The sequence below is a fragment of the Perlucidibaca piscinae DSM 21586 genome, from assembly GCF_000420045.1.
In the GTDB taxonomy this organism is placed as follows: domain Bacteria; phylum Pseudomonadota; class Gammaproteobacteria; order Pseudomonadales; family Moraxellaceae; genus Perlucidibaca; species Perlucidibaca piscinae.
Genome location: NZ_ATUE01000006.1, coordinates 392,894 through 413,391 on the forward strand (window position 1 = coordinate 392,894; position 20,498 = coordinate 413,391).

Below are 20,498 nucleotides of genomic sequence, written 5' to 3' on the forward strand. Positions count from 1 at the left end.
TTCTCCCCTCATTCGTTGCGGCTCGGTACCATGACTTCACGCTGGCCATTGCTCTGCATCGGCGACACCACACCCGCGTTCTCCATTGCCTCGATCAGGCGGGCAGCGCGGTTGTAGCCGATCTTGAACTTGCGCTGCACGAACGAGATCGACGGACGTCTCGTCTCCAGCACAAAGGACACCGCTTCGTCATAGAGCGCGTCCTGTTCCGGATCACCGCCGACATCGTCGAAGCCTCCGAAGCCGCCACTCTTGCCACCGCTGTCGGTGACTTCGAGGCTGCCTTCGAGAATCTCGTCGATGTAGTCCGGCTCTCCGCGACTGCGCCAGTCACCACAAACGCGGTGAACCTCGTCGTCGCTGACAAAGGCACCGTGAACACGTTCCGTGAGGCTGGTGCCAGGCGGCAGGAACAGCATGTCACCGTGACCCAGCAGCATTTCGGCGCCACCCTGGTCGAGGATGGTGCGCGAGTCGATGCGCGAGCTGACCTGGAAGGCGATGCGGGTCGGCACGTTGGCCTTGATCAGGCCGGTGATGACGTCCACCGACGGGCGCTGCGTGGCCAGGATCAGGTGGATGCCGGCGGCACGCGCCTTCTGCGCGATGCGCGCGATCAGCTCCTCGACCTTCTTGCCGACGATCATGATCATGTCGGCGAACTCGTCGATGATGACCACGATGAAGGGCAGCTTGCCGAGGTCGGCGGCCTCTTCCTGGAAGATGTCCTCGCCCGGGCGCCAGAGCGGGTCCTTGATCGGCTCGCCGGCGGCGATGGCCTCGGCCACCTTCTTGTTGTAGCCCTCGAGGTTGCGCACGCCGAGCTTGGACATCAGCTTGTAGCGGCGCTCCATCTCGGCCACGCACCAGCGCAGCGCGTTGGCGGCATCCTTCATGTCGGTGACCACGGGAGTCAGCAGGTGCGGAATCTTGTCGTAGACCGACAGCTCCAGCATCTTGGGGTCGATCATGATCAGGCGCAGCTCGGCCGGCGTGGCCTTGAACAGCATGGAAAGGATCATGGCGTTTACACCCACCGACTTGCCCGAGCCGGTGGTGCCGGCGACCAGCAGGTGAGGCATGCGCGCCAGGTCGGAGACGATGGGGTTGCCGGCGATGTCCTTGCCCAGCGCCAGCGTCAGCGGGCTCGGGCGCGAGGCGAAGGCCTGCGACGACAGGATCTCGGACAGACGCACCATCTCGCGGTCCTGGTTGGGCACCTCGATGCCGACCACGGACTTGCCCGGGATGACCTCGACCACGCGCACCGACACCATGGCCATGGCACGTGCCAGATCCTTGGCGATGTTGGTGATGCGCGCGACCTTGACCCCGGCGGCCGGCTGGATCTCGAAGCGCGTGATGACCGGACCGGGCTGCACCGCGACCACGGTGGCGTCGACGTTGAATTCCTTGAGCTTGATCTCGAGCAGGCGCGACATGGCCTCCAGGGTCTCGACCGTGTAGCCCTTCTTGCCGCGCGGCTCGGGCGCATCCAGCAAGGCCAGGCTGGGCAGTGTTGAGCCGTCACTGATGCGCTGGATCACCGGCTTGGCGGTCGGTCGTGGCGTGACCGCTGCCGGGGTGGCACTGGCCGGCTGCACGCTGCCCAGCGGCGCGATCGCGATGCCTGAGGCCGTGACCGCTGCCGCGCCAGCCGCAATACCCGCAGCCGAGGGCACGACCACGGTTGGCGCACGCGGAGCCGACGGCTCGTCAGTGTCCCAGGGCAGGTCGTCATCACTGGCGTCGTGGTCAACGGGCATGGCAGCCGGCAGGCCGGACGACACCGGCGCTGGCACGACAGATGCGGCAACCGGTGCGGCCATCGGCATGGCCTGTGCCTGCGGCATCACGGGCGCGAAACTGCCCGACGACAGTGTGGGCTCGATGCGAACGGCCGGTGTCGCCGACGGGGCAGCCGGCACGGATTGCGGCGCAGCGGCGGCCGCCACGGCCTTGTCGGCACGTTCGGCAGCGGCTGCCGAGCGGGCGGCCTGGTGCTGCTCCCAGCCTTCGGCCACGGTGTTCTTCAGGCGATTGCCGACCTCCCCCGCCGCCGGTCTGGCCATGGACCAGAGCCCGGTCGCGGCCAGCCACAGGCCGCTGCCGATGCGCTGCAGCAGCCACGACCAGGACAGGCCGCTGGCCAGCGTCACGGACAGCAGGAATACCGTGATCAGGATCAGCGAGCTGCCCATGATGCCGGTGTAGCGCCACATGGCCATGCCCAGGGTCTGCCCCAGCACGCCGCCGGCGGCATTTTCCAGACCATGCCCCGGCGTGACGAAATGCAGCTGCAGCAGCGCTGCCAGCGAGAACATGGCAATCAGCCAGGCCAGCGCCTGACGCAGGCCGGTCAGCGCACCGGCCGGCTGGCGCCAGAGCAGCATCACGCGCCAGATCAGCAGCGCGGGGACGGCCCAGGCCAGGCCGCCCAGAAGAAAGCCCAGCACATCGGCCATCCAGGCACCGAGCACGCCGCCGGCATTGCGCACCGGCTCGTTGCCGACACGCGTCCAGGCGCTGTCCGATGGATCATGGCTGGCGAGCGCCAGCAAAGTGAAGCCGGCGAACAGCAACCAGACCAGGGTGCGGATCTCGCGCAGCCCGGGCTTGTTGCCGGCATTTTCGTCAGCGGGTTGTCGAGACGCGGACACAGGCATTTTCCTTCATCATCAATGCGATCATTGTAGCGGTCAGCGTCGACCTTGGCATGGCCCCTGCTATACTGATCGCCTGTCTTTTACCCTTATTCGCGGAGTTTCCATGGCCAGTGTGCACCACCGTCTGATCATCCTGGGTTCCGGTCCGGCCGGCTACACCGCCGCTGTCTACGCCGCGCGCGCCAACCTGCAACCGGTGGTCATCACCGGCATGCAGGCCGGCGGCCAGCTCACCACCACCACGGAAGTCGACAACTGGCCCGGCGACGTCGAAGGCCTCACCGGTCCGGCCCTGATGGAGCGCATGCAGCGCCATGCCGAGCGCTTCGGCACCCAGGTGGTTTATGACCACATCAATGCCGTCAAGCTCGACCAGCGCCCCTTCGTGCTCAGCGGCGACAGCGCCGAATACACCTGTGACGCTCTGATCATCGCCACCGGTGCCTCGGCCCAGTACCTCGGCCTGGAGTCGGAAACCGCCTTCATGGGTCGCGGCATCAGCGCCTGCGCCACCTGCGACGGCTTCTTCTACCGTGGCCAGCGCGTCATGGTGGTCGGCGGCGGCAACACCGCCGTGGAAGAGGCGCTGTACCTGTCGAACATCGCCGAACACGTCACCTTGGTGCATCGCCGTGACAAGCTGAAGTCCGAGAAGATCCTCCAGGACCACCTGTTCGAGAAGGAAAAGGCCGGCAAGATCAGCATCATCTGGAACCACGCCCTGCAGGAAGTGCTGGGTGATGACTCCGGCGTCTGCAATGCCCGCCTGCGCTCCACCGTGGATGGCAACGAGCAGATCGTGCCGGTGGCCGGCATCTTCATTGCCATCGGCCACAAGCCGAACTCGGACATCTTTGCCGGTCAGCTCGCCATGGCCAACGGCTACATCTCGGTCAAGGGCGGCAGCGAGGGCAATGCCACCGCCACCAGCGTGCCCGGCGTGTTCGCCGCCGGCGACATTGCCGACCACGTCTACCGCCAGGCCATCACCTCGGCGGGTGCCGGCTGCATGGCCGCGCTCGATGCCGAGAAGTACCTGGACGCGCTGGGCCACTGAGGCGCGTCGACCGGCATGGTCCATCTGCCCTGGCTGGAGGCTGACGACCCGTTTCCTCCGCCCGGGCAGGCGCTGACCGAGCCCGCCGGCCTGCTCGCGGCCGGTGCCGATCTCTCCCCTGCCCGCCTGGTCTCGGCCTACCGGCAGGGCATCTTTCCCTGGTACAACGAGGGCGAGCCGGTGCTCTGGTGGTCACCGGACCCGCGCGGCGTGATCTTCCCCGAGCAGTTCGACGCCAGTCGCAGCCTGCGTCAGCAGCGTCGTCGCAGTGGCTGGATGCTGGCCGTTGACCGGGACTTCGACGCCGTGCTGGCCGGTTGTGCCGGGCCCCGTGCCGGCGCCGGAGGCACCTGGATCAGCCCCGACATGCAGGCGGCCTATCGCCAGCTGCATGACCTGGGTCTCGCGCACTGCATCGCGGTGTACCGGCACGGCACCCTGGTCGGCGGCCTCTATGGCGTCAACTGCGGCGGCCTGTTCTGCGGCGAATCCATGTTCAGTCATGCCAGCGATGCCTCCAAGCTGGCGTTCTGGGCCTTGATGCGTCTTGCCGTCCGCTGGCAGTGGCCCGTGCTCGACTGCCAGCTGCCCAACCCGCATCTGCTCAGCCTGGGCGCGACAACCATCCCCCGTACACGATATCTGTCGTTTGTCACTCGACTTGTTGAGCAGCCTGCGCCACAGTGGAATCATGCCGAGGCCCTCCTGCGCGAGGAGGGGTTTCCGGTGATGTCTCAAGGGACCGGGTCATGAGCAGCGCCTCTTCACTGAAGTTCTTCACCACCTCGCCGCATGACTGCAGCTATCTCGAGCAGCGCAAGGCGGTGACGCTGTTTGCCGACCCCGAGTCGGACATGACCCCGGCGCTTTACAGTCACCTGTCCATGCTCGGTTTCCGGCGCAGCGGCAACTACGTGTACCGGCCGCAGTGCGAGAGCTGCCGCGCCTGCATCTCGGTGCGCATCCCGGTGGCTTCGTTCGTGCCCAGCCGCAGCCACAAGCGCTGCTGGAAAAGCAACCAGGACATCACCGTCACCTGCGTGCCGGCGGCCTGGGATGAAGCCCACTACAGCCTCTACGCGCGCTACATCGCCAGTCGCCACCGCGACGGCGACATGTATCCGCCCACACCCCGGCAGTATCGCGAGTTTCTCACCTGTGACTGGTCCGAGACCTTCTTCGCCGAATTCCGCATTGACGGCCGGCTGGTCGCGATCGCCGTCACCGATGTCGTCGACGACGGCCTGTCTGCCGTCTACACCTTCTATGATCCGCAGGAAACCGCACGCAGCCTCGGCACCTACGCCATTCTCTGGCAGATAGCCGAGACCCGGCGCCAGGGCCTGGGCCATCTCTACCTGGGCTACTGGGTGCGGCATGCGCCGCGCATGCGCTACAAGTCGCAATTCCGCCCGCTGGAGCTGCTGATCGAGGGCGAATGGCTGCTGGCTCGATGACCTTTGCCAGCGCCAGGATTTTCATGCACAATGCGGCGGTTTTGTGGGCAGCCTGCTTCTGCCTTTACCACTGACTGCCCCCGAGGCCCTTGCTGCATGTCGAAAGAAGATCAGATCGAATTTGATGGTGTTGTCGTCGATACCCTGCCCAACACCATGTTCCGCGTCAAACTGGAAAACGGTCACATTGTCACCGCTCACATCTCCGGCAAGATGCGCAAGCACTACATCCGCATTCTCACGGGTGACCAGGTCAAGGTCGAAATGACGCCTTATGACCTGACCAAGGGCCGCATCACCTACCGTGTGCGCTGACCCCGTGCAGGTGGCATGAAAAAACCGGCGAAAGCCGGTTTTTTGTTTTCCGCGGGAACCATCACGGCGCACCCGCCGGGATGACAACCGCCCCGCCCCTGTGCGCCAGACAGCGCCAGGAACGGGGCGGCCGGACTCAGTCCTCCCAGACCACTTTCTGACGCATGGCCAGCCAGGCATCGGCGTTCGGCAGATAGCGGTCCTCGATGATGTTGCGCTTGATCTTCATGGTCGGCGTCAGGTAGCCGTTGTCCATGGTCCACTGGTCCTTGACCACCACGACGTAATCCAGCTTCTCGTGGTCCTCGAGGGTGGCGTTGACGCTGGCCAGCAGGGACTTGAACTCCTCGGTCAGCGTGGCCTTGTCGAGACGGCCGTCCTTGAGCTCGGCCTGGGCATCCAGCGACAGCATGAAGAGCGCGAACGGCTGCGGCTGACCCGGGCCGGTGACGCAGATGACTTCGACCTTGGGGTGGTTGTTGAGCTTCTGCTCGATGGGCACCGGGGCGATGTACTTGCCCTTGGAGCACTTGAACAGCTCCTTGACGCGGCCGGTGATCTTGAGGCGGCCCTGCTCGTCGATCTCGCCACGGTCACCGGTCTTCAGGAAGCCGTCATCGGTGAGGTCTTCGGCGGTCTTCTCCGGGGCCTTGTAGTAGCCCATCATCTGGCCCGGGCTCTTCACCAGCACTTCGCCGTTGTCGGCGATCTTGCACTGCACGCCGGGGTTGGCGTGGCCGACATAGCCGGGGCGCACCTCACCCGGACGCGAGCCGTGCGAATAGCCGAAGTTCTCGGACATGCCGTAGACATCCAGCAGCTCCAGACCGATGCCGTGGTACCACTGCAGGATGTTCGGCGGCAGCGGTGCCGATGCCGTGATGGCCAGGCGCACCTGGTCCAGACCCAGCTGCTTGAGAATCTTCCGCTTCACCAGCGTGGAAATGATGGGCAGGTTGAACAGCACCTTCTGCTTGGACGGCGGCAGCTTCTCGTTGATGGCCAGGTAGAACTTGGTCCACAGACGCGGCACCGAGAAGAACACGGTGGGACGCGCGCGCTGCAGGTCCTGCTGGAAGGTTTCCAGCTTGTCGGCAAAGAACACCTGGAAGCCGAAGTACAGCGAGGCGGTCTCGACCACCGCACGCTCGGCGACGTGGGCCAGCGGCAGGTAGGACAGCATCCGCTCGTTGCGCGAGATCTTGTAGGTGTCACGCAGCGCGTTGGCGACCGACACCATGGTGCCGAAACTGTGCATGACGCCCTTCGGGCGACCGGTGCTGCCCGAGGTGTAGACGATGGTGGCGAGCGCGTCGGTGGCCGGCAGCACCACCTCGCTGACCGGTTCGGTACCGGCGACGATGTCCTTCCACTGCGGGATGTCGCTGCGCGGGCACAGCGGCAGACCGATCTTGGGCAGGTCTTCCGGCAGGTTCGGGCCGATGTCGTTCCAGCCGTCGGCAACGCCATCCATCTTGCCGATCATCAGCAGCTTGACTTCGGCATGATCGAGCACGTACTCGGCGGTGTCCCAGTTCAGCGTCGGGTACAGCGGCACGGTGACGTGGCCGGCCATCCAGATCGCGAGGTCGGCAAGAATCCAGTGCGCACTGTTGCGCCCCAGCAGGGCAATGCTGGATTGCGCCGGCAGATTCAGCGACTTGATGTGATTGGCAACGCGCTTGACCTGATCAGCAGCCTCGCCCCAGGTGATTTCAAGGGTTTGTCCGCCCGGCATCGGCTGGGTCATGTAGACCTGCCGCGGGCTGGTTTCGGCCCACAGCATGAAGCAATGCAGCAGGGTGGATCGGGAGGCGTAACGGCTCATGACAGGCTCCATCTTGTTGTTGAAATGGCACTGGGACCAAGGTCGTATTGCAAGCTGTGTTATACCAGAAATCGTGACTCCGGAGTTCTGCTACAGTCACAATCCCAGGCGGGCGAGATCCAGGCGCGCGTCACGCAGCGGCGGGCACCAGAGGTAGGCGCCGTTGACTGGCCGGCTGAAGCGGAACAGGGCGTCGACGATGCCGTCCTCGGCGCCACTCATGCGTGTCAGCTGGGCCTCGAAGGCATCCAGCGAACTGCCGAAGGCGACAAACATCAGGCCGCCGTGATGACCGGCAACCCAGGGCATGGAACGGCGCCAGACAAAGGCCTCCGGGCTGAAGCTCTCCTGCGCGGTGCGCTTGACGTGGGCACTGTCCGGAGCCTCGTCAAGCTCCTCGTTGTCAGCACGACGACGGCCGATGGCCATGTCCTGTGCCGTCGGCGACATGGCGTCGAAGTCCTCGAAATCATGCAGCCACTGCTGCACCGCGACAAAGCTGGAGCCTTCCAGACCGTCACCGCCCCCAACCGCCACCGTCGCCACCCGGGCGATGTCATCGCCCTGCGGATTCTCGGTACCGTCCTCGTAGCCGGTCAGGTCCCTGCCCTGTTCGTGCAGGAAGGCCTCGACGCTGTGATGACGCGCGAACGCCGGCTGCAGTGCCTGTACCAGCTGACGCTCGCGATGCAGCAGCTCGCCGCGATCGCTGCCGCGCAGCCACAGCCACAGGGACACCGGATGGCAGGGAATCGGCACCAGGCTGCCGGGAATGACCGGGCCGGCGCGCAGGCCGGGCATGTCATGGCCCAGCGCCCGCAGCACATCCTGCCCGAGGGCGACGACCGTGGCCTTGCCGTCAGCCAGCGTCTGCAGACGCCGCAGTGCCGCGACCAGATCGCCGGTGTCGGCAAGCTGCAGGCTGATGTAGCGCGCCTGATCCGGCAGGCTGGCAAGTATTCCGGGCTGGCTGTGGGTCATGACAAGACATCTCGAAGGCATCACTGCACCGACCATAAGCGAGGCCGGGGCGAAAAAAAAGCCGCCGCCCGCTGCCGGGCGACGGCTTTCTGCTCGATCACGGTCCGCCGTGCGGGACGGCGGACAACGGATCAGGCGCGAGCGGCCTTGAGCTGCAGACGCGAGCGGTGCAGCACCGGCTCGGTGTAGCCGCTGGGCTGCTTGCACCCGTCGAACACCAGCTCGCAGGCCGCCTTGAAGGCGAGTCCGTCGAAGCCCGGTGCCATCGGCGTGTACAGCGGGTCGCTGGCGTTCTGCTGGTCAACGATGATGGCCATGCGCTTCATCACGTCCATGACCAGCTCGGCCGAGACCACGCCATGACGCAGCCAGTTGGCGATATGCTGGCTGGAGATGCGCAGCGTGGCACGGTCTTCCATGAGGCCGACGTTGTTGATGTCGGGCACCTTGGAGCAGCCGACGCCGAGGTCGACCCAGCGCACCACGTAGCCGAGGATGCCCTGGCAGTTGTTTTCCAGCTCGGCCAGCTTCTCGGCGTCCGTCCAGTCCGGGTTGGCGGCCAGCGGCGGGTTGAGGATGGCATCGACCGGATCGCCGGCGACCAGCTTGAGCTCGTCCTGGCGGGCCTTCACGTTGACCTGGTGGTAGTGCAGCGCGTGCAGCACGGCACCGGTCGGGCTCGGCACCCAGGCGCAGGTGGCGCCGGCATTCGGGTGGGCCGACTTGGTGGCGACCATTTCCTTCATCTCGTCGGGCTTGGGCCACATGCCCTTGCCGATCTGGGCGCGACCCTGCAGGCCGCAGGCGAGACCGATGGAGACGTTGCGACGCTCGTAGGCAGCGATCCAGGCCTGCTTCTTGACGTCGTCCTTGCGCACCACCGGGCCGGCTTCCATCGAGGTGTGGATCTCGTCACCGGTACGGTCCATGAAGCCGGTGTTGATGAAGATGGTGCGCTCGCTGGCCTGGCGGATGCACTCCTTGAGGTTCACCGAGGTGCGACGCTCTTCATCCATGATGCCGATCTTCAGCGTGTTGCGCGGCAGGCCGACGGCGTCTTCGGCAGCGGCGAAGAGCTCGACCGCGAAGGCGACTTCTTCCGGGCCGTGCATCTTGGGCTTGACGATGTAGGTCGAGCCGGTGCGCGAGTTGACCAGGGCGATGTTGGCCTTGTCGTTGCGCACGCGACGGGTGATCAGGGCAGTGATCAGGGCATCCATGATGCCCTCGAAGACTTCCTCGCCATTGAGCAGCACGGCCGGGTTGGTCATCAGGTGGCCGACGTTGCGCAGCAGCATCATGGAGCGGCCGTGCAGCGTGAAGCTGCCGCCCTGCGGGCTGGTGTAGCTGCGGTCGGCGTTCATGCGGCGCACCACGGTCTTGCCGTTCTTCTCGAACGACTCCTCGAGGGTGCCGGTGACCAGGCCCAGCCAGTTGCGGTAGCCCTCGACCTTCTCTTCGGCGTCAACGGCGGCAACCGAGTCTTCCAGATCCTGGATGGTGGTGACGGCGGCCTCGACCAGCAGGTCCTTGACGCCGGCCAGGTCATCCTTGCCGACATGGTGGCTGGCATCGACCTGGATCTCGATGTGCAGGCCGTTGTTCTTCAGCAGCACGCCGGTCGGGGCGGCGGCATCGCCGGTGTAGCCGACGAACTGGGCCGGATTGGCGAGGCCGGACTGGCTGCCATCCTTGAGGCTGACCACGAGCTGGCCGTTGGCAACCGCATAGCGGGTGGCGTCGACGTGCGAGCCGGCGGCCAGCGGGAAGGTCTGGTTGAGCACGTTGCGGGCATAGGCGATGACCTTGGCGCCACGGGCCGGGTTGTAGCCCTTGCCCTTTTCGGCACCGTCGGCTTCGTCAATCACGTCGAAGCCGTAGAGGGCGTCGTACAGCGAGCCCCAACGGGCGTTGGCGGCATTGAGGGCATAACGGGCATTGCGCACCGGCACCACCAGCTGCGGACCGGCGAGCACGGCGATTTCCTCGTCCACGTTCTCGGTGCTGATGCTGAAGTCGGCACCTTCCGGCACCAGGTAGCCGATCTCGGTCAGGAAGGCCTTGTAGGCGGCCTTGTCGAAACCGGGGTTGGCACGGTGCCAGGCATCGATGCGGGCCTGCAGGTCGTCGCGCGTGGCGAGCAGCGCCTTGTTCTTGGGGCTCAGGCGCGTCATCACCTGTTCGAACTGGCTCCAGAAGTCGCCGGCTTCGACACCCGAGCCGGGGATGATCTCGTTGTTGACCAGGTCGTACAGGGATTTGGCGATTGCGAGTCCGCCGTGTTGGATGCGTTGCTCAGTCATGTCCGTCAGCCTCGTGGGAGCGTGTGTCGAATGCGGTGTGCCGCCCATGCCGCCACAGGGCGAGGCGGCCGGGTGTCAACTCAGGTGGCGTAGTCTACTCAAAACCTCGGGTGTGGTCATTCCCGATCAATGGCCTTGCGACGGCGTGGCGACCATTGTCTGCCCTCCTCGTCGCGCCGCTCCTGCTCGTTGATCTGGCGGGCGACATAGAGAATCAGGTGACGCAGCCAGCGGTGCGCCGGACTGTGCTGGAGAATGGGTCCCCAGGCCATCTTCAACTCGAACTCCGGGATGAAGAACGGCGGATCCTTGACCAGCAGCTGCGGATGATCGCCCTGCAGACGGGCAATGCGTGACGGCAGCGTGGCGATCAGGTCGGTCTTGTGCGCGACCAGCGCCGGCATCTGGTAGTGACGGGTGTAGATGGCGATGTGGCGCTTCTGTCCGATGCGCTCGAGCGCGGCATCGATCTGGCCCAGCCCGCCCCGTTCCGGGTTCATGCCGAAGCCGATGCCCATGCCGGTCTTGGACACCCAGATGTGCCGGGACTCGATGTAGGTTTTCAGGTTGAAGCGGTTGGCAATCGGATTGCTCCGGTTGACGAGACAGGAAAAGCTGTCAGACCACAGCGTAATCTGATGAAATGACTGGGGAATCTCGTTGAAGCGGTTGATCGCCAGATCGACCTTGCCCTGCTCGATGTCCTGCACGCTGACGTCGGATGGCGTGAGGAAGTCGAGCACCACGTCCGGCGCTTCCGACCGCAGCGCCTTCACCAGCGCCGGCATCAGGGTGGCCTCGGCATAGTCCGATGACATGATCCGGAACACCCGCTTTGATGTCAGTGGTCGGAAATCCTGCTTGGGTTCGAGGATCTCGGTGACCGCGGAAAGCGCCTCCCGAACCCGTGGCGCAAGCTCCAGGGCGCGCTCGGTCGGGGTCATTCCACTGCTCGAGCGAATCAGAAGCGGATCATTGAAAAGATCACGCAAGCGCTTGAGTCCGTTGGACATTGCTGGCTGCGTTATGCCCAGCTGCTCGGCCGAGCGTGTCACGCTCTGCTCACGCAGAAGCACATCCAGATACACTAGGAGATTGAGGTCGACCTGCTCAAGATTCATTTGGTGAATACCGACAATCAGACGCATATATTTTGAAAATTATGCCACAGATCGTAGACTGCGCGGGCTTTCTGCCGAGGCCGTCCGCAGATGACATCGGCTTCATCCAACCCTGAACAGGAAATCGTCATGACGACTTACAAGTCTGCTCTGGAACACGTTCGCGCCGTCAAGGCCAAGCTCGGTGGCACCTGGGGCGCCATCCACCCGGAAGACGCTGCCCGCATGATCGTGCAGAACCGCTTCCGCACCGGCCTCGACATCGCCAAGTACACCGCCTCGATCATGCGCAAGGACATGGCCGAGTACGATGCCGACACCAGCAAGTACACCCAGTCGCTGGGTTGCTGGCACGGTTTCATCGCCCAGCAGAAGATGATCGCCAACAAGAAGTACTTCGGCACCACTGACAAGAAGTACATCTACCTGTCCGGCTGGATGGTTGCCGCCCTGCGCTCCGACTTCGGCCCGCTGCCCGACCAGTCCATGCACGAGAAGACCTCGGTGCCGGCCCTGATCGAAGAGATCTACACCTTCCTGCGTCAGGCTGATGCCCGCGAACTCAACGACCTCTTCCGCGCCCTGCAGAAGGCCGAAGAAGCCGGTGATGCCGCCAAGGCCGCCGAAGTCGAAGCCAAGATCAACGGCTTCCAGACCCACGTCGTGCCCATCATCGCCGACATCGACGCCGGCTTCGGCAACGAAGAAGCCACCTACCTGCTCACCAAGAAGATGATCGAAGCTGGCGCCTGCGCCATCCAGATCGAAAACCAGGTGTCGGACGCCAAGCAGTGCGGCCACCAGGCTGGCAAGGTTACCGTTCCGCACGAAGACTTCCTGGCCAAGATCAACGCCGTTCGTCTGGCCTTCCTGGAACTCGGCATTGACGAAGGCGTCATCGTCGCGCGTACCGACTCCGAAGGTGCCGACCTGACCCAGAAGATCCCGGTCTCCAAGAAGAAGGGCGACATCGCTTCCCAGTACATCAGCTACCTCGACACCAAGGAAATCGACATCAGCGAAGCCGCTGACGACGAAATCCTGATCAAGCGTGACGGCAAGCTGCACCGCCCGACCCGTCTGGCTTCCGGCCTGTACCAGTTCCGCGAAGGCACTCAGATCGACCGCGTCGTGCTGGATTGCGTCACCTCGCTGCAGAACGGTGCCGACATGCTGTGGATCGAGACCCCGACCCCGAACGTCGCGGAAATCGCCCACATGGTCAACCGCGTCAAGGAAATCGTTCCGAACGCCAAGCTGGTCTACAACAACAGCCCGTCGTTCAACTGGACGCTGAACTTCCGTCAGCAGGCTTACGACCGCTGGGTCGCCGCCGGCAAGGACGTGTCGGCCTACGACCGCGCCAAGCTGATGGACGCCAAGTACGACGGCACCGAGCTGTCCAACGACGCCGACGAAATGATCCGCACCTTCCAGGCCGATGCGGCCCGTGAAGCCGGCGTGTTCCACCACCTGATCACGCTGCCGACCTACCACACCGCCGCTCTGTCGACTCACGAACTGGCCAAGGGCTACTTCGGCGAGCTGGGCATGCTGGCCTACGTGGGCGGCGTGCAGCGCAAGGAAATCCGTGAAGGCATCGCCTGCGTCAAGCACCAGGCCATGGCCGGCTCGGACATCGGCGACGACCACAAGGAAATGTTCTCCGGTGACAACGCCCTCAAGGCGGGCGATGCCTCCAAGAACACCATGAACCAGTTCGGCGGCTGATGCCACCGACACGGTGAGTGAAAAAAACCGCGCGCAAGCGCGGTTTTTTTATGGGCGTTCACGGCACCGTGACGCTGCAGGGGGTGTCGGTCGGGGCTCAGGTTTCCGGGCTTGCAGGAACACCAACGCCGGGTTCCACCCAGATGTGGTGTACGTGCATGCCGCCAACACACCCACTCCCTGTTCCGGCCGGAACCTCGGCAATCATCCGCTGCCGGGAACCGGCCATGAAAAAACCGCCATGAAAGGCGGTTTTTTCATTTCAGAATAGACGCTTAGTGCAGAGACTTGGCGCCCTTGACGAGGTGGCTGATCTCGCCATCAACACCGAACAGACGCTCGCGCCATTCGGCAACCAGGGCGTTGGTGTCGTGATCGTTGGGATGGAAGCCCGGCTTGAAGAAGTCGAGGAACTTGGGCAGCAGACGCGTCATGCGACCCTGGCGACCAAACAGCGACAGGAAGCCGCGTGCGTTGTTGCGCACATCGAACAGCTTGCCGTCAGCCTGCAGGATGCTGGCCGTGGCATAGGCCATGACGGCACCCAGAATGACCGTGGTCAGACCCATGGTGGCGACACGCACGGCATAGCTGCCGCCAGTCTGCTGATAGACATCCCAGGCGACCGCCTTGTGTTCGGTCTCTTCCAGCGCGTGCCACATCCACAGCGGACGCACGTCCGTGTTGATGGCATCGTGGTGATCCTGCTCGGCAAGCAGCTGTTCGCCGAGCAGCGCGGTGAAATGCTCCAGGCAGATGGTCGCGGCAAGATTGAGACGCGGGTGGATCTTGCCGACGGTGTCGAGCAGGAAGCGCAGCTGCTTCTCGAGACGCTCGGCCGGCAGCTTGTGGTTCTCGATGTAGGCATTGAGCACCTGGTGACCCTGGGTGTGCAGGGCCTCCTGACCGATGAAGCCGGCGATGCCTGCCTTCAGGTCCTCGTCGGTGATCTGGTCGCGATAGTGCTTCACGGCACGCACAAAGAACTGTTCACCTTCGGGCAGGAGCACGGAGAATGCCGACCAGTACGCGGTCAGAAAGGCATCATCGGCGTACCAGTGCTTGCTGCGGGTGTCTTCAAGATTCATCGCGACGCGACGCGGCGGAATGCCGACGCGGGCGCCCAGCGGTTGACGCGAGGCCGTTTGCTTGAGGTTTTCGGTGACATCGGTCGAAAGTGATGCAGTCATCATGCCCCTCCGGATAAAGAAAAATCGGGCACGCCAACTGTGCTTTTGACCGGGTTCCGACAACAGGTTATTTTGGGACATCTTCTTGTCATTATGTGCCATTGAATGATGTCATCGTTGGACAACCTCGATACACAAGGCCTTCCCGGCGCCTATGCCCTGCTCCTGCTGGATGTCACGCGGCGCTGGGGCGTGGAGGACCAGGATCTGCTCGCCACCCATGGCCTGACGCGCGAACAGCTCACCTCGCCCACCGTGCGCATCCCCATGGCGGTCATGAACGCCATCTATGAGCAGGCTCTGGTGCTGACCGAAGAGCCGGCGCTGCCGTTCTACATCGGCATGCAGATGAAGCTGTCCAGTCACGGCTTCATCGGCTTCGCCGCCATGACCGCCGACACGGTGGCGCAGGCGCTGGAACTGGTCGAGCGCTTCATCAGCCTGCGCATCATGGGGTTTTCCATCCGCCTCACGCGCCAGGACGAGCGCGCCAGCATTCACCTGGACACGGCCTTCAACCTTCAGCCCCTGCGTGATGGCGCGGTAGCCGCGCTGATGATCGGTCTCGGCCAGATGGCACAGGTCGTCACCGGCCAGACCCTGTTCGGCGTCGCGGAAATCGACATCCCCTACAACACGCGCTACGAGTCGTTCAAGCACATCCTTCCCGCGCAGATCAGCTTCGGCCGCCCCGGCAACGTCATCCATTTCGATGCGAGCTATCTTGACCTGCCACTGGTCATGGCCGACAGCCACTCCATGCAGCTGGCCGTCGAGCAATGCGAACGCGAACTGATGGCCCTCGGACTCAACAATCGCTTCATCATGCAGGTCAGACAACTGGTGAAGAAGGAGCCACAAGGCTTTCATTCACTTGAAGAAGTTTCCGAGAAACTGCACATGTCTGAGCGCACGCTCAAACGTCAGCTGGCGCATGAAGGCACGACCTTTTCGGACATTCTGGAGGACATGCGCCGGCAGGCCGCCATCGAAATGCTGGAGCGCGGCGAAGACTCCGTGGAACGCATCTCGGACAGCCTGGGCTACTCCGATGTCGCCAACTTCTCGCGTGCCTTCAAGCGCTGGACCGGGGCCAGCCCGGCGCAGTACCGGCGCAGCCTGGGCGCGACACCGGGAGCCTGAGCCAGCTCTCGCTGGCCACGATCAATACATATGTCAGATTTTATCGGAATCTGCTCTTGCCCGTGCAGACACACTGTGAAAAACTCCGTAGATCCCCGTTATAATAAGAAAAGGGTGCTACATGGGTTCCTCCAGCCTTTCCCGCTTTCCGCGTCATCTCCTCGCCGCCTCCGTTCTGATGTGCTCCGTCGCCGTGCATGCCGGCGGCTTCGACCTGCCCACCATTGCGGCATCACACCAGGGCACCTCGAACGCCAACGCCATCGAGGCCAATGATCCCTCCGTGCTGTACTACAATCCGGCCGGCATCACCCGCCTGCGTGGCACGCAGCTGTCGCAGAGTGCGTCCCTGCTGCTGCTCCGCGGCAAGGTCGAGGATCGCGGCACCACCGGCACACCGCAGCCTGGCCAGGAAGAGGGTCGCCCGCTGGCTGACGCCCCCTACAGCGATGGCAAGCCGGGCTCGTTCTGGCCACAAGTCCTTGCTGCCGGCGGTCTGTTTGCCACCACGCCCTACGATGACATGGTCACCCTCGGTCTCGGCATCTTTGCCGCCGGTGGCGGCAACCTGAACTTCAAGAAGGACTGGGCTGGCGCCTACCATATCGATGCCGTCGCGGTCGAGCTGGTCAACATCAACCCCTCGGTCGGCATTCGCTTTGACGACAAGCACAGCGTGGGTGCTGGCGTGCAGATCATCGGTGGCCACCTGAGACAGCAGAACCAGATTGATGTCGAGGGCGTCGCGCCCTACCTGCTGTCGCCCGTCATCGACAATGCCACGCTGGAAACCCTGCGCCTCAACAACGAGCTGACCCAGATCGTCGGTCAGATCTGCGATCAGAACCTGCTGTCACCGGTCTGCAGCATCGACCTCGGTACCGTGCTGCCGCCCGACGTGACCCTGCAGCTTGCCGATGGTGCTGCTCCGCTGATCATCGACCCCAAGAGCACTGGTTCCGTACAGGTTGAAATGTACGGTTACGGTCTGGGCTACAACCTCGGCTACATGTTCCAAGTCAATGACCGTACCCGCTTAGGCATCGCCTACCGCAGCGATGTGGACATGAAGTTCCGTGGTGACCTGGAATGGGATCTCAATGACATCCGCGAGACGCCGACCGGCTCGGTCATCGTCAGCGCGATCAATGACGGCAACGGCGACATCCGCGACTTCCTGCGCAAGTACCTGCGTCCGGACACCACCGCCAAGTCTGACATCACCATTCCTGCCCGTCTGTCCTTCCACGGCTTCCACCAGCTCAGCCAGAAGATCGACGCCATGTTCGACGTGACGCTGATCAACACCTCCGTGCTGGACGAAATCCGTGTCAAGTTCTCTGACAAGAGGGACCCGCAAGGCAACAAGGTCGTGCAAGGCGATGCCAGCGTGCAGACCAAGTGGCGCGACTCCTACAAGGTGTCGGTGGGTGCCAACTACCGCTGGGATGACAAGCTGACCTTGAAGACCGGCTTCCAGTTCGACAAGACACCGGTGCCCGATGCCAATTCCCGTCACCCGGGCCTGCCTGACAGCAACCGCTACATGTATTCGGTGGGCGCCAATTACAAGGCCAAGAAGAACCTGAGCTTTGACGCGGCCTACAGCTACGTGATGCTGGAAGACTCCAACGCCAACTACCGCGACGCCTGCCGCGGCGTGATCAACGAGAATGACGGCAGCCCCTGTACCGGCAACGGCGGCACCTTCCGCGGCCGCTTCTCGGACACCAGCATCCAGGTGCTGTCGGTCCAGATGAACCAGCGCTTCTGAGGCAATCGACGTGCATGAAAAAGCCGGCATCAGCCGGCTTTTTCATGTCTGGGAGATTCATGACTGGAACATGCCCGTCACCCTGCCGGTGGCCGGGCAGCCAACGTCAATCCAGCTGCACGTTCACCATCGGCACGCGATCCGGTGCAGTCACCTTGGCCTCGGTCGGCACGCGACGCGTTTCCAGGCCCTCGAAGTCGAACAGCTCGCGATCGGCCAGCTGTGACGGCGCCACGTTCTGGATGGCGGTGAACATGCTGTCCAGGCGCTGCGGGTACTGCTTGTCCCAGTCACGCAGCAGCTGGTTGATGGCCGCGCGCTGCAGATTGGCCTGCGAGCCGCACAGGTTGCAAGGAATGATCGGGAAACCCTTGAGTGCAGCGTATTCGGCGATGTCCTTTTCCTTGCAGTAGGCCAGCGGGCGAATCAGCACGTTCCTCCCATCATCGGAGAGCAGCTTGGGCGGCATGGCCTTGAGACGGCCGGCATGGAACAGGTTGAGGAACAGCGTGGCCATGATGTCGTCGCGGTGGTGGCCGAGTGCAACCTTGGTGGCACCGATCTCCTGGGCAAAGGCGTACAGGTTGCCGCGACGCAGGCGCGAACACACGGCACAGTAGGTCTGCCCTTCCGGGGTCAGTTCCTTGACGATGCTGTAGGTGTCCTTCTCGAGAATGTAGAACGGCACGCCGCGTTCGGTCAGGTACTTCGGTAGCACATCCTCGGGGAAGCCGGGCTGCTTCTGGTCCAGGTTGACGGCGACGATCTCGAACGTGACCGGTGCGCTGATCTGCAGATTGAGCAGGATCTCCAGCATGGTGTAGCTGTCCTTGCCACCGGACAGGCAGACCATGACCTTGTCGCCATCCTGGATCATGTTGTAGTCCTGGATGGCCTGGCCGGTCAGACGGCGCAGGCGCTTCTGCAGCTTGTTCAGGCGCTGGCGGGTGGCGGCATCGGGACGCGCCGACGCGGCTGCCGTTTCCGGCAACTCAGCCTCGCCTGCGCTGTCGTCGCCATCCAGGTCATCCGCGTCATCGTCCAGGGTGAGAGCCGAGGCAGCAGCATCCTGCGCTGCCGGCGGCACGAACCAGCGGGCGATCGGGTCGTGTTCGGCGGAGGAAGTCGTGTCAGCGGGATGGCTCATGCGCGTGCCTGTGTCGATGAAAAAGTGCGCGCATTTTCGCGGAAGCCACCGGTGCTGTAAATCGCTTTGCGCATCCCCCGCATGTCTTCAGAAGCGCTGGTTGATCTGGATGCCCAGGGACTTCACGTAGGTATCCTTGAACTCGCCGCGAAAGGTGCCGCCGTTGCCGGTGCATTCGCCGCCATCGGTGGCACCGACGCCGTCATCCTGCGAGGGGATGTAGCCGGACGGGTGGCAGTCATCGGTGTAGTTTGCCTTGGCATCCTTGAGACGGATGTGGCTGTAAGCCAGGTCCATGCTCAGGTTCTTGCGCAGCAGCAGGTTGGCACCCAGGGAAAGCACCACGCGGTCGGCATCGGGCGTGGTGGCATCACGTGATTCCGGATCAGGCACCGGGGTCTGCTCGAAGCCGATGCCGCCGCGCAGCAGCAGCCGCTCGTCCCAGCGGTAGTTGGCGCCGGCAGCAATCTTCCAGGTATCACGGAAACGGGTGTTGACGACCCCGTCCCCTTGCCGAACGGTCCCGTTCGGTCCCTGCCGGTCGGCGATCTCCAGTCTCAGGGCCTGAATGCTGCTGGATCGGGTCCAGGTCGCCGAGCCCATCACGGCCCAGTCGGCATCGAGCTGGTGAAACAGGGCCATGCCGACCGAATCCGGGGTGGTGAAGCGGATGCGCCCGTCACTGTCCGGCCTCACGTAGCGCCGCGTGTAGTCCTGCAGCGAGATCTGCGGGGATGCCAGCGCCCCGGCCAGCGATACCGGATCGCCTTCGCGCACGCCGGTGATGTCAGGGATGTTGCCGCTGACATCGCGGAAATCCCAGTCGACGTCACCACTGACGCGCATGCGGATGGCGGATCGGTAGGTCAGGCCGACGCGAGTGCGATCGTCATTGAAACGGTACATGTAGCCGATGTTCCAGCCATGTCCGATGCCGAGACCGTCGAACAGCAGCTTGCCCTCGCCGGCGCCATCACTGACCAGCGGTCCGGCCAGCAGGTCGGCAACCTCGCTGCACACGACAGCGGAGATGCCGCCAACCAGCGGCAGGCCGGATGGCGAGCAGAGCTGGCTGGCACCGCTCTGGATGGTGCGGCGAGCGATGCCGTTGGCGCCCTCCTGGACGTCGACGCCGGCGCGCAGGCGCACATGCATGATCTGCGCGGACAGTCCGAGACCCAGGCTGTGCTTGTCATCGAAACGGATCGCCAGCGACGGGTTCAGGTTGATCGACTCGATGGCGCCGGCGTCCTTGAAGAAACGGCCTGCCCAGTCCGACTTGTAGTTGACGTTGGCGCCGTAGGGCACGAACAGGCCGAACCCCAGCGTGATGCGGTCATCGTAGGGCGTGACCACATAGAACTGCCCGGCCGGAATGGCTTGCGGATGATAGCTGCCGGCACTGCCACCGGTGACAGGCACCAGCTCGCCGTTCTCGTATTTGGTGGTGCCGTCATTGACGAAGCGTCCGCGCACCGACAGCACCTGACCGGCCTGACTCACGGTCGTTGAGCGCAGTCGCACCATGCCGGCGGGATTGAAGAACACGGTCGAGGCATCGGCCGCTTCGGCGGCATTGGCCTGGGCCGTGCCCATGGCTGCCGTGGACTGCCAGGGATACTCGAGACCGGCAGCCTGCAGGACCGCGGAGTGTGACAGGGAAACCAGAAAAACCAGGCGCGGAACGCCACGCGCAAGGGCTGCAAACATTATGACCAACCAGTCGTCGCCGATGAGCGGCGAATGGTGTCATGCAGACCTCAGGTTGACAAGCTCACGTGTCCA

Annotated in this window: 14 protein-coding genes and 2 pseudogenes; 7 read left to right on the plus strand and 9 right to left on the minus strand. The window is 63.8% G+C overall.

What is annotated here, in order from left to right:
• Nucleotides 1–8 precede the first annotated feature (8 nt).
• Nucleotides 9–1,523, minus strand: a pseudogene (locus F595_RS14985) (DNA translocase FtsK); the annotation flags it as partial.
• A gap of 597 nt (nucleotides 1,524–2,120) precedes the next feature.
• Nucleotides 2,121–2,666: pseudogene (locus tag F595_RS14990) on the minus strand (DNA translocase FtsK 4TM domain-containing protein); the annotation flags it as partial.
• 103 nt (nucleotides 2,667–2,769) lie between these two features.
• Here F595_RS14990 and trxB point away from each other — a divergent pair.
• The 4 genes from trxB to infA all read left to right on the plus strand — a co-directional run bounded on the left by trxB (nucleotide 2,770) and on the right by infA (nucleotide 5,495).
• Nucleotides 2,770–3,723, plus strand: coding sequence for a thioredoxin-disulfide reductase (trxB, locus tag F595_RS0105965; protein ID WP_022955961.1), 954 nt, complete (start codon nucleotides 2,770–2,772; stop codon nucleotides 3,721–3,723).
• 15 nt (nucleotides 3,724–3,738) lie between these two features.
• Entirely contained in the window at nucleotides 3,739–4,476 is a 738-nt protein-coding gene (aat, locus tag F595_RS0105970; RefSeq protein ID WP_022955962.1) for a leucyl/phenylalanyl-tRNA--protein transferase, read from the plus strand.
• The gene (locus F595_RS0105975; protein WP_022955963.1) at nucleotides 4,473–5,180 is read left to right on the plus strand and encodes an arginyltransferase; all 708 of its coding nucleotides are present in this window, start codon (nucleotides 4,473–4,475) and stop codon (nucleotides 5,178–5,180) included. Before aat ends, F595_RS0105975 begins: the two co-directional genes overlap by 4 nt.
• Nucleotides 5,181–5,276: 96 nt before the next feature.
• Nucleotides 5,277–5,495, plus strand: coding sequence for a translation initiation factor IF-1 (gene infA, locus F595_RS0105980; protein WP_022955964.1), 219 nt, complete (start codon nucleotides 5,277–5,279; stop codon nucleotides 5,493–5,495).
• A gap of 136 nt (nucleotides 5,496–5,631) precedes the next feature.
• On the opposite strand, the gene F595_RS0105985 is transcribed toward infA, so the two are convergent.
• From F595_RS0105985 to F595_RS0106000, 4 genes are all read right to left on the minus strand, one after another.
• Entirely contained in the window at nucleotides 5,632–7,323 is a 1,692-nt protein-coding gene (locus F595_RS0105985) for an AMP-binding protein (protein ID WP_022955965.1), read from the minus strand.
• Nucleotides 7,324–7,419: 96 nt separating this feature from the next.
• On the minus strand, nucleotides 7,420–8,304 hold the full coding sequence (locus F595_RS0105990; RefSeq protein WP_022955966.1) for a Dyp-type peroxidase: 885 nt from the start codon (nucleotides 8,302–8,304) through the stop codon (nucleotides 7,420–7,422).
• Between the two features lie 131 nt (nucleotides 8,305–8,435).
• Entirely contained in the window at nucleotides 8,436–10,607 is a 2,172-nt protein-coding gene (locus F595_RS0105995) for a malate synthase G (protein WP_022955967.1), read from the minus strand.
• 116 nt (nucleotides 10,608–10,723) lie between these two features.
• Nucleotides 10,724–11,728 carry a LysR family transcriptional regulator gene (locus tag F595_RS0106000; RefSeq protein ID WP_026913285.1) on the minus strand — a complete coding sequence of 335 codons (1,005 nt, stop codon included), beginning with the start codon at nucleotides 11,726–11,728 and terminating at the stop codon, nucleotides 10,724–10,726.
• A gap of 129 nt (nucleotides 11,729–11,857) precedes the next feature.
• On the opposite strand from F595_RS0106000, the gene F595_RS0106005 reads away from it, so the two are divergent.
• Entirely contained in the window at nucleotides 11,858–13,459 is a 1,602-nt protein-coding gene (locus tag F595_RS0106005) for an isocitrate lyase (protein WP_022955969.1), read from the plus strand.
• A 275-nt stretch (nucleotides 13,460–13,734) separates the two neighbouring features.
• Here the strand turns inward: F595_RS0106005 and F595_RS13035 are convergent, their stop codons facing one another.
• Nucleotides 13,735–14,649, minus strand: coding sequence for a metal-dependent hydrolase (locus F595_RS13035; protein ID WP_022955970.1), 915 nt, complete (start codon nucleotides 14,647–14,649; stop codon nucleotides 13,735–13,737).
• Nucleotides 14,650–14,754: 105 nt separating this feature from the next.
• Between F595_RS13035 and F595_RS0106015 the strand changes: the two genes are divergently transcribed.
• Both F595_RS0106015 and F595_RS0106020 read left to right on the plus strand, forming a co-directional pair.
• Entirely contained in the window at nucleotides 14,755–15,792 is a 1,038-nt protein-coding gene (locus F595_RS0106015; protein ID WP_084682850.1) for a helix-turn-helix domain-containing protein, read from the plus strand.
• Nucleotides 15,793–15,913: 121 nt separating this feature from the next.
• Nucleotides 15,914–17,566 carry an OmpP1/FadL family transporter gene (locus F595_RS0106020; protein ID WP_084682851.1) on the plus strand — a complete coding sequence of 551 codons (1,653 nt, stop codon included), beginning with the start codon at nucleotides 15,914–15,916 and terminating at the stop codon, nucleotides 17,564–17,566.
• Nucleotides 17,567–17,672: 106 nt separating this feature from the next.
• Here F595_RS0106020 and ttcA read toward each other — a convergent pair whose 3' ends face one another.
• Together ttcA and F595_RS0106030 are read right to left on the minus strand one after the other, a co-directional pair.
• Nucleotides 17,673–18,713: a tRNA 2-thiocytidine(32) synthetase TtcA gene (ttcA, locus tag F595_RS13040; protein ID WP_022955973.1), complete on the minus strand. Its 1,041-nt coding sequence runs from the start codon at nucleotides 18,711–18,713 to the stop codon at nucleotides 17,673–17,675.
• A gap of 87 nt (nucleotides 18,714–18,800) precedes the next feature.
• Nucleotides 18,801–20,423 (minus strand): OmpP1/FadL family transporter, encoded by a 1,623-nt coding sequence (locus F595_RS0106030; RefSeq protein ID WP_022955974.1) that lies wholly within the window; start codon nucleotides 20,421–20,423, stop codon nucleotides 18,801–18,803.
• Nucleotides 20,424–20,498: the final 75 nt, after the last annotated feature.

What these genes read in the sequence shown, in the direction of transcription:
- infA (WP_022955964.1), top strand. Translation starts at nt 5,277, where the DNA reads ATGTCGAAAGAAGATCAGATCGAATTTGATGGTGTTGTCGTCGATACC.
- F595_RS0105990 (WP_022955966.1), bottom strand. Translation starts at nt 8,304, where the DNA reads ATGACCCACAGCCAGCCCGGAATACTTGCCAGCCTGCCGGATCAGGCG.
- F595_RS0105985 (WP_022955965.1), bottom strand. Translation starts at nt 7,323, where the DNA reads ATGAGCCGTTACGCCTCCCGATCCACCCTGCTGCATTGCTTCATGCTG.
- F595_RS0106015 (WP_084682850.1), top strand. Translation starts at nt 14,755, where the DNA reads ATGATGTCATCGTTGGACAACCTCGATACACAAGGCCTTCCCGGCGCC.
- trxB (WP_022955961.1), top strand. Translation starts at nt 2,770, where the DNA reads ATGGCCAGTGTGCACCACCGTCTGATCATCCTGGGTTCCGGTCCGGCC.
- F595_RS13035 (WP_022955970.1), bottom strand. Translation starts at nt 14,649, where the DNA reads ATGACTGCATCACTTTCGACCGATGTCACCGAAAACCTCAAGCAAACG.
- F595_RS0105995 (WP_022955967.1), bottom strand. Translation starts at nt 10,607, where the DNA reads ATGACTGAGCAACGCATCCAACACGGCGGACTCGCAATCGCCAAATCC.
- aat (WP_022955962.1), top strand. Translation starts at nt 3,739, where the DNA reads ATGGTCCATCTGCCCTGGCTGGAGGCTGACGACCCGTTTCCTCCGCCC.
- F595_RS0106030 (WP_022955974.1), bottom strand. Translation starts at nt 20,423, where the DNA reads ATGTTTGCAGCCCTTGCGCGTGGCGTTCCGCGCCTGGTTTTTCTGGTT.
- F595_RS0106005 (WP_022955969.1), top strand. Translation starts at nt 11,858, where the DNA reads ATGACGACTTACAAGTCTGCTCTGGAACACGTTCGCGCCGTCAAGGCC.
- F595_RS0105975 (WP_022955963.1), top strand. Translation starts at nt 4,473, where the DNA reads ATGAGCAGCGCCTCTTCACTGAAGTTCTTCACCACCTCGCCGCATGAC.
- ttcA (WP_022955973.1), bottom strand. Translation starts at nt 18,713, where the DNA reads ATGAGCCATCCCGCTGACACGACTTCCTCCGCCGAACACGACCCGATC.
- F595_RS0106020 (WP_084682851.1), top strand. Translation starts at nt 15,914, where the DNA reads ATGGGTTCCTCCAGCCTTTCCCGCTTTCCGCGTCATCTCCTCGCCGCC.
- F595_RS0106000 (WP_026913285.1), bottom strand. Translation starts at nt 11,728, where the DNA reads ATGAATCTTGAGCAGGTCGACCTCAATCTCCTAGTGTATCTGGATGTG.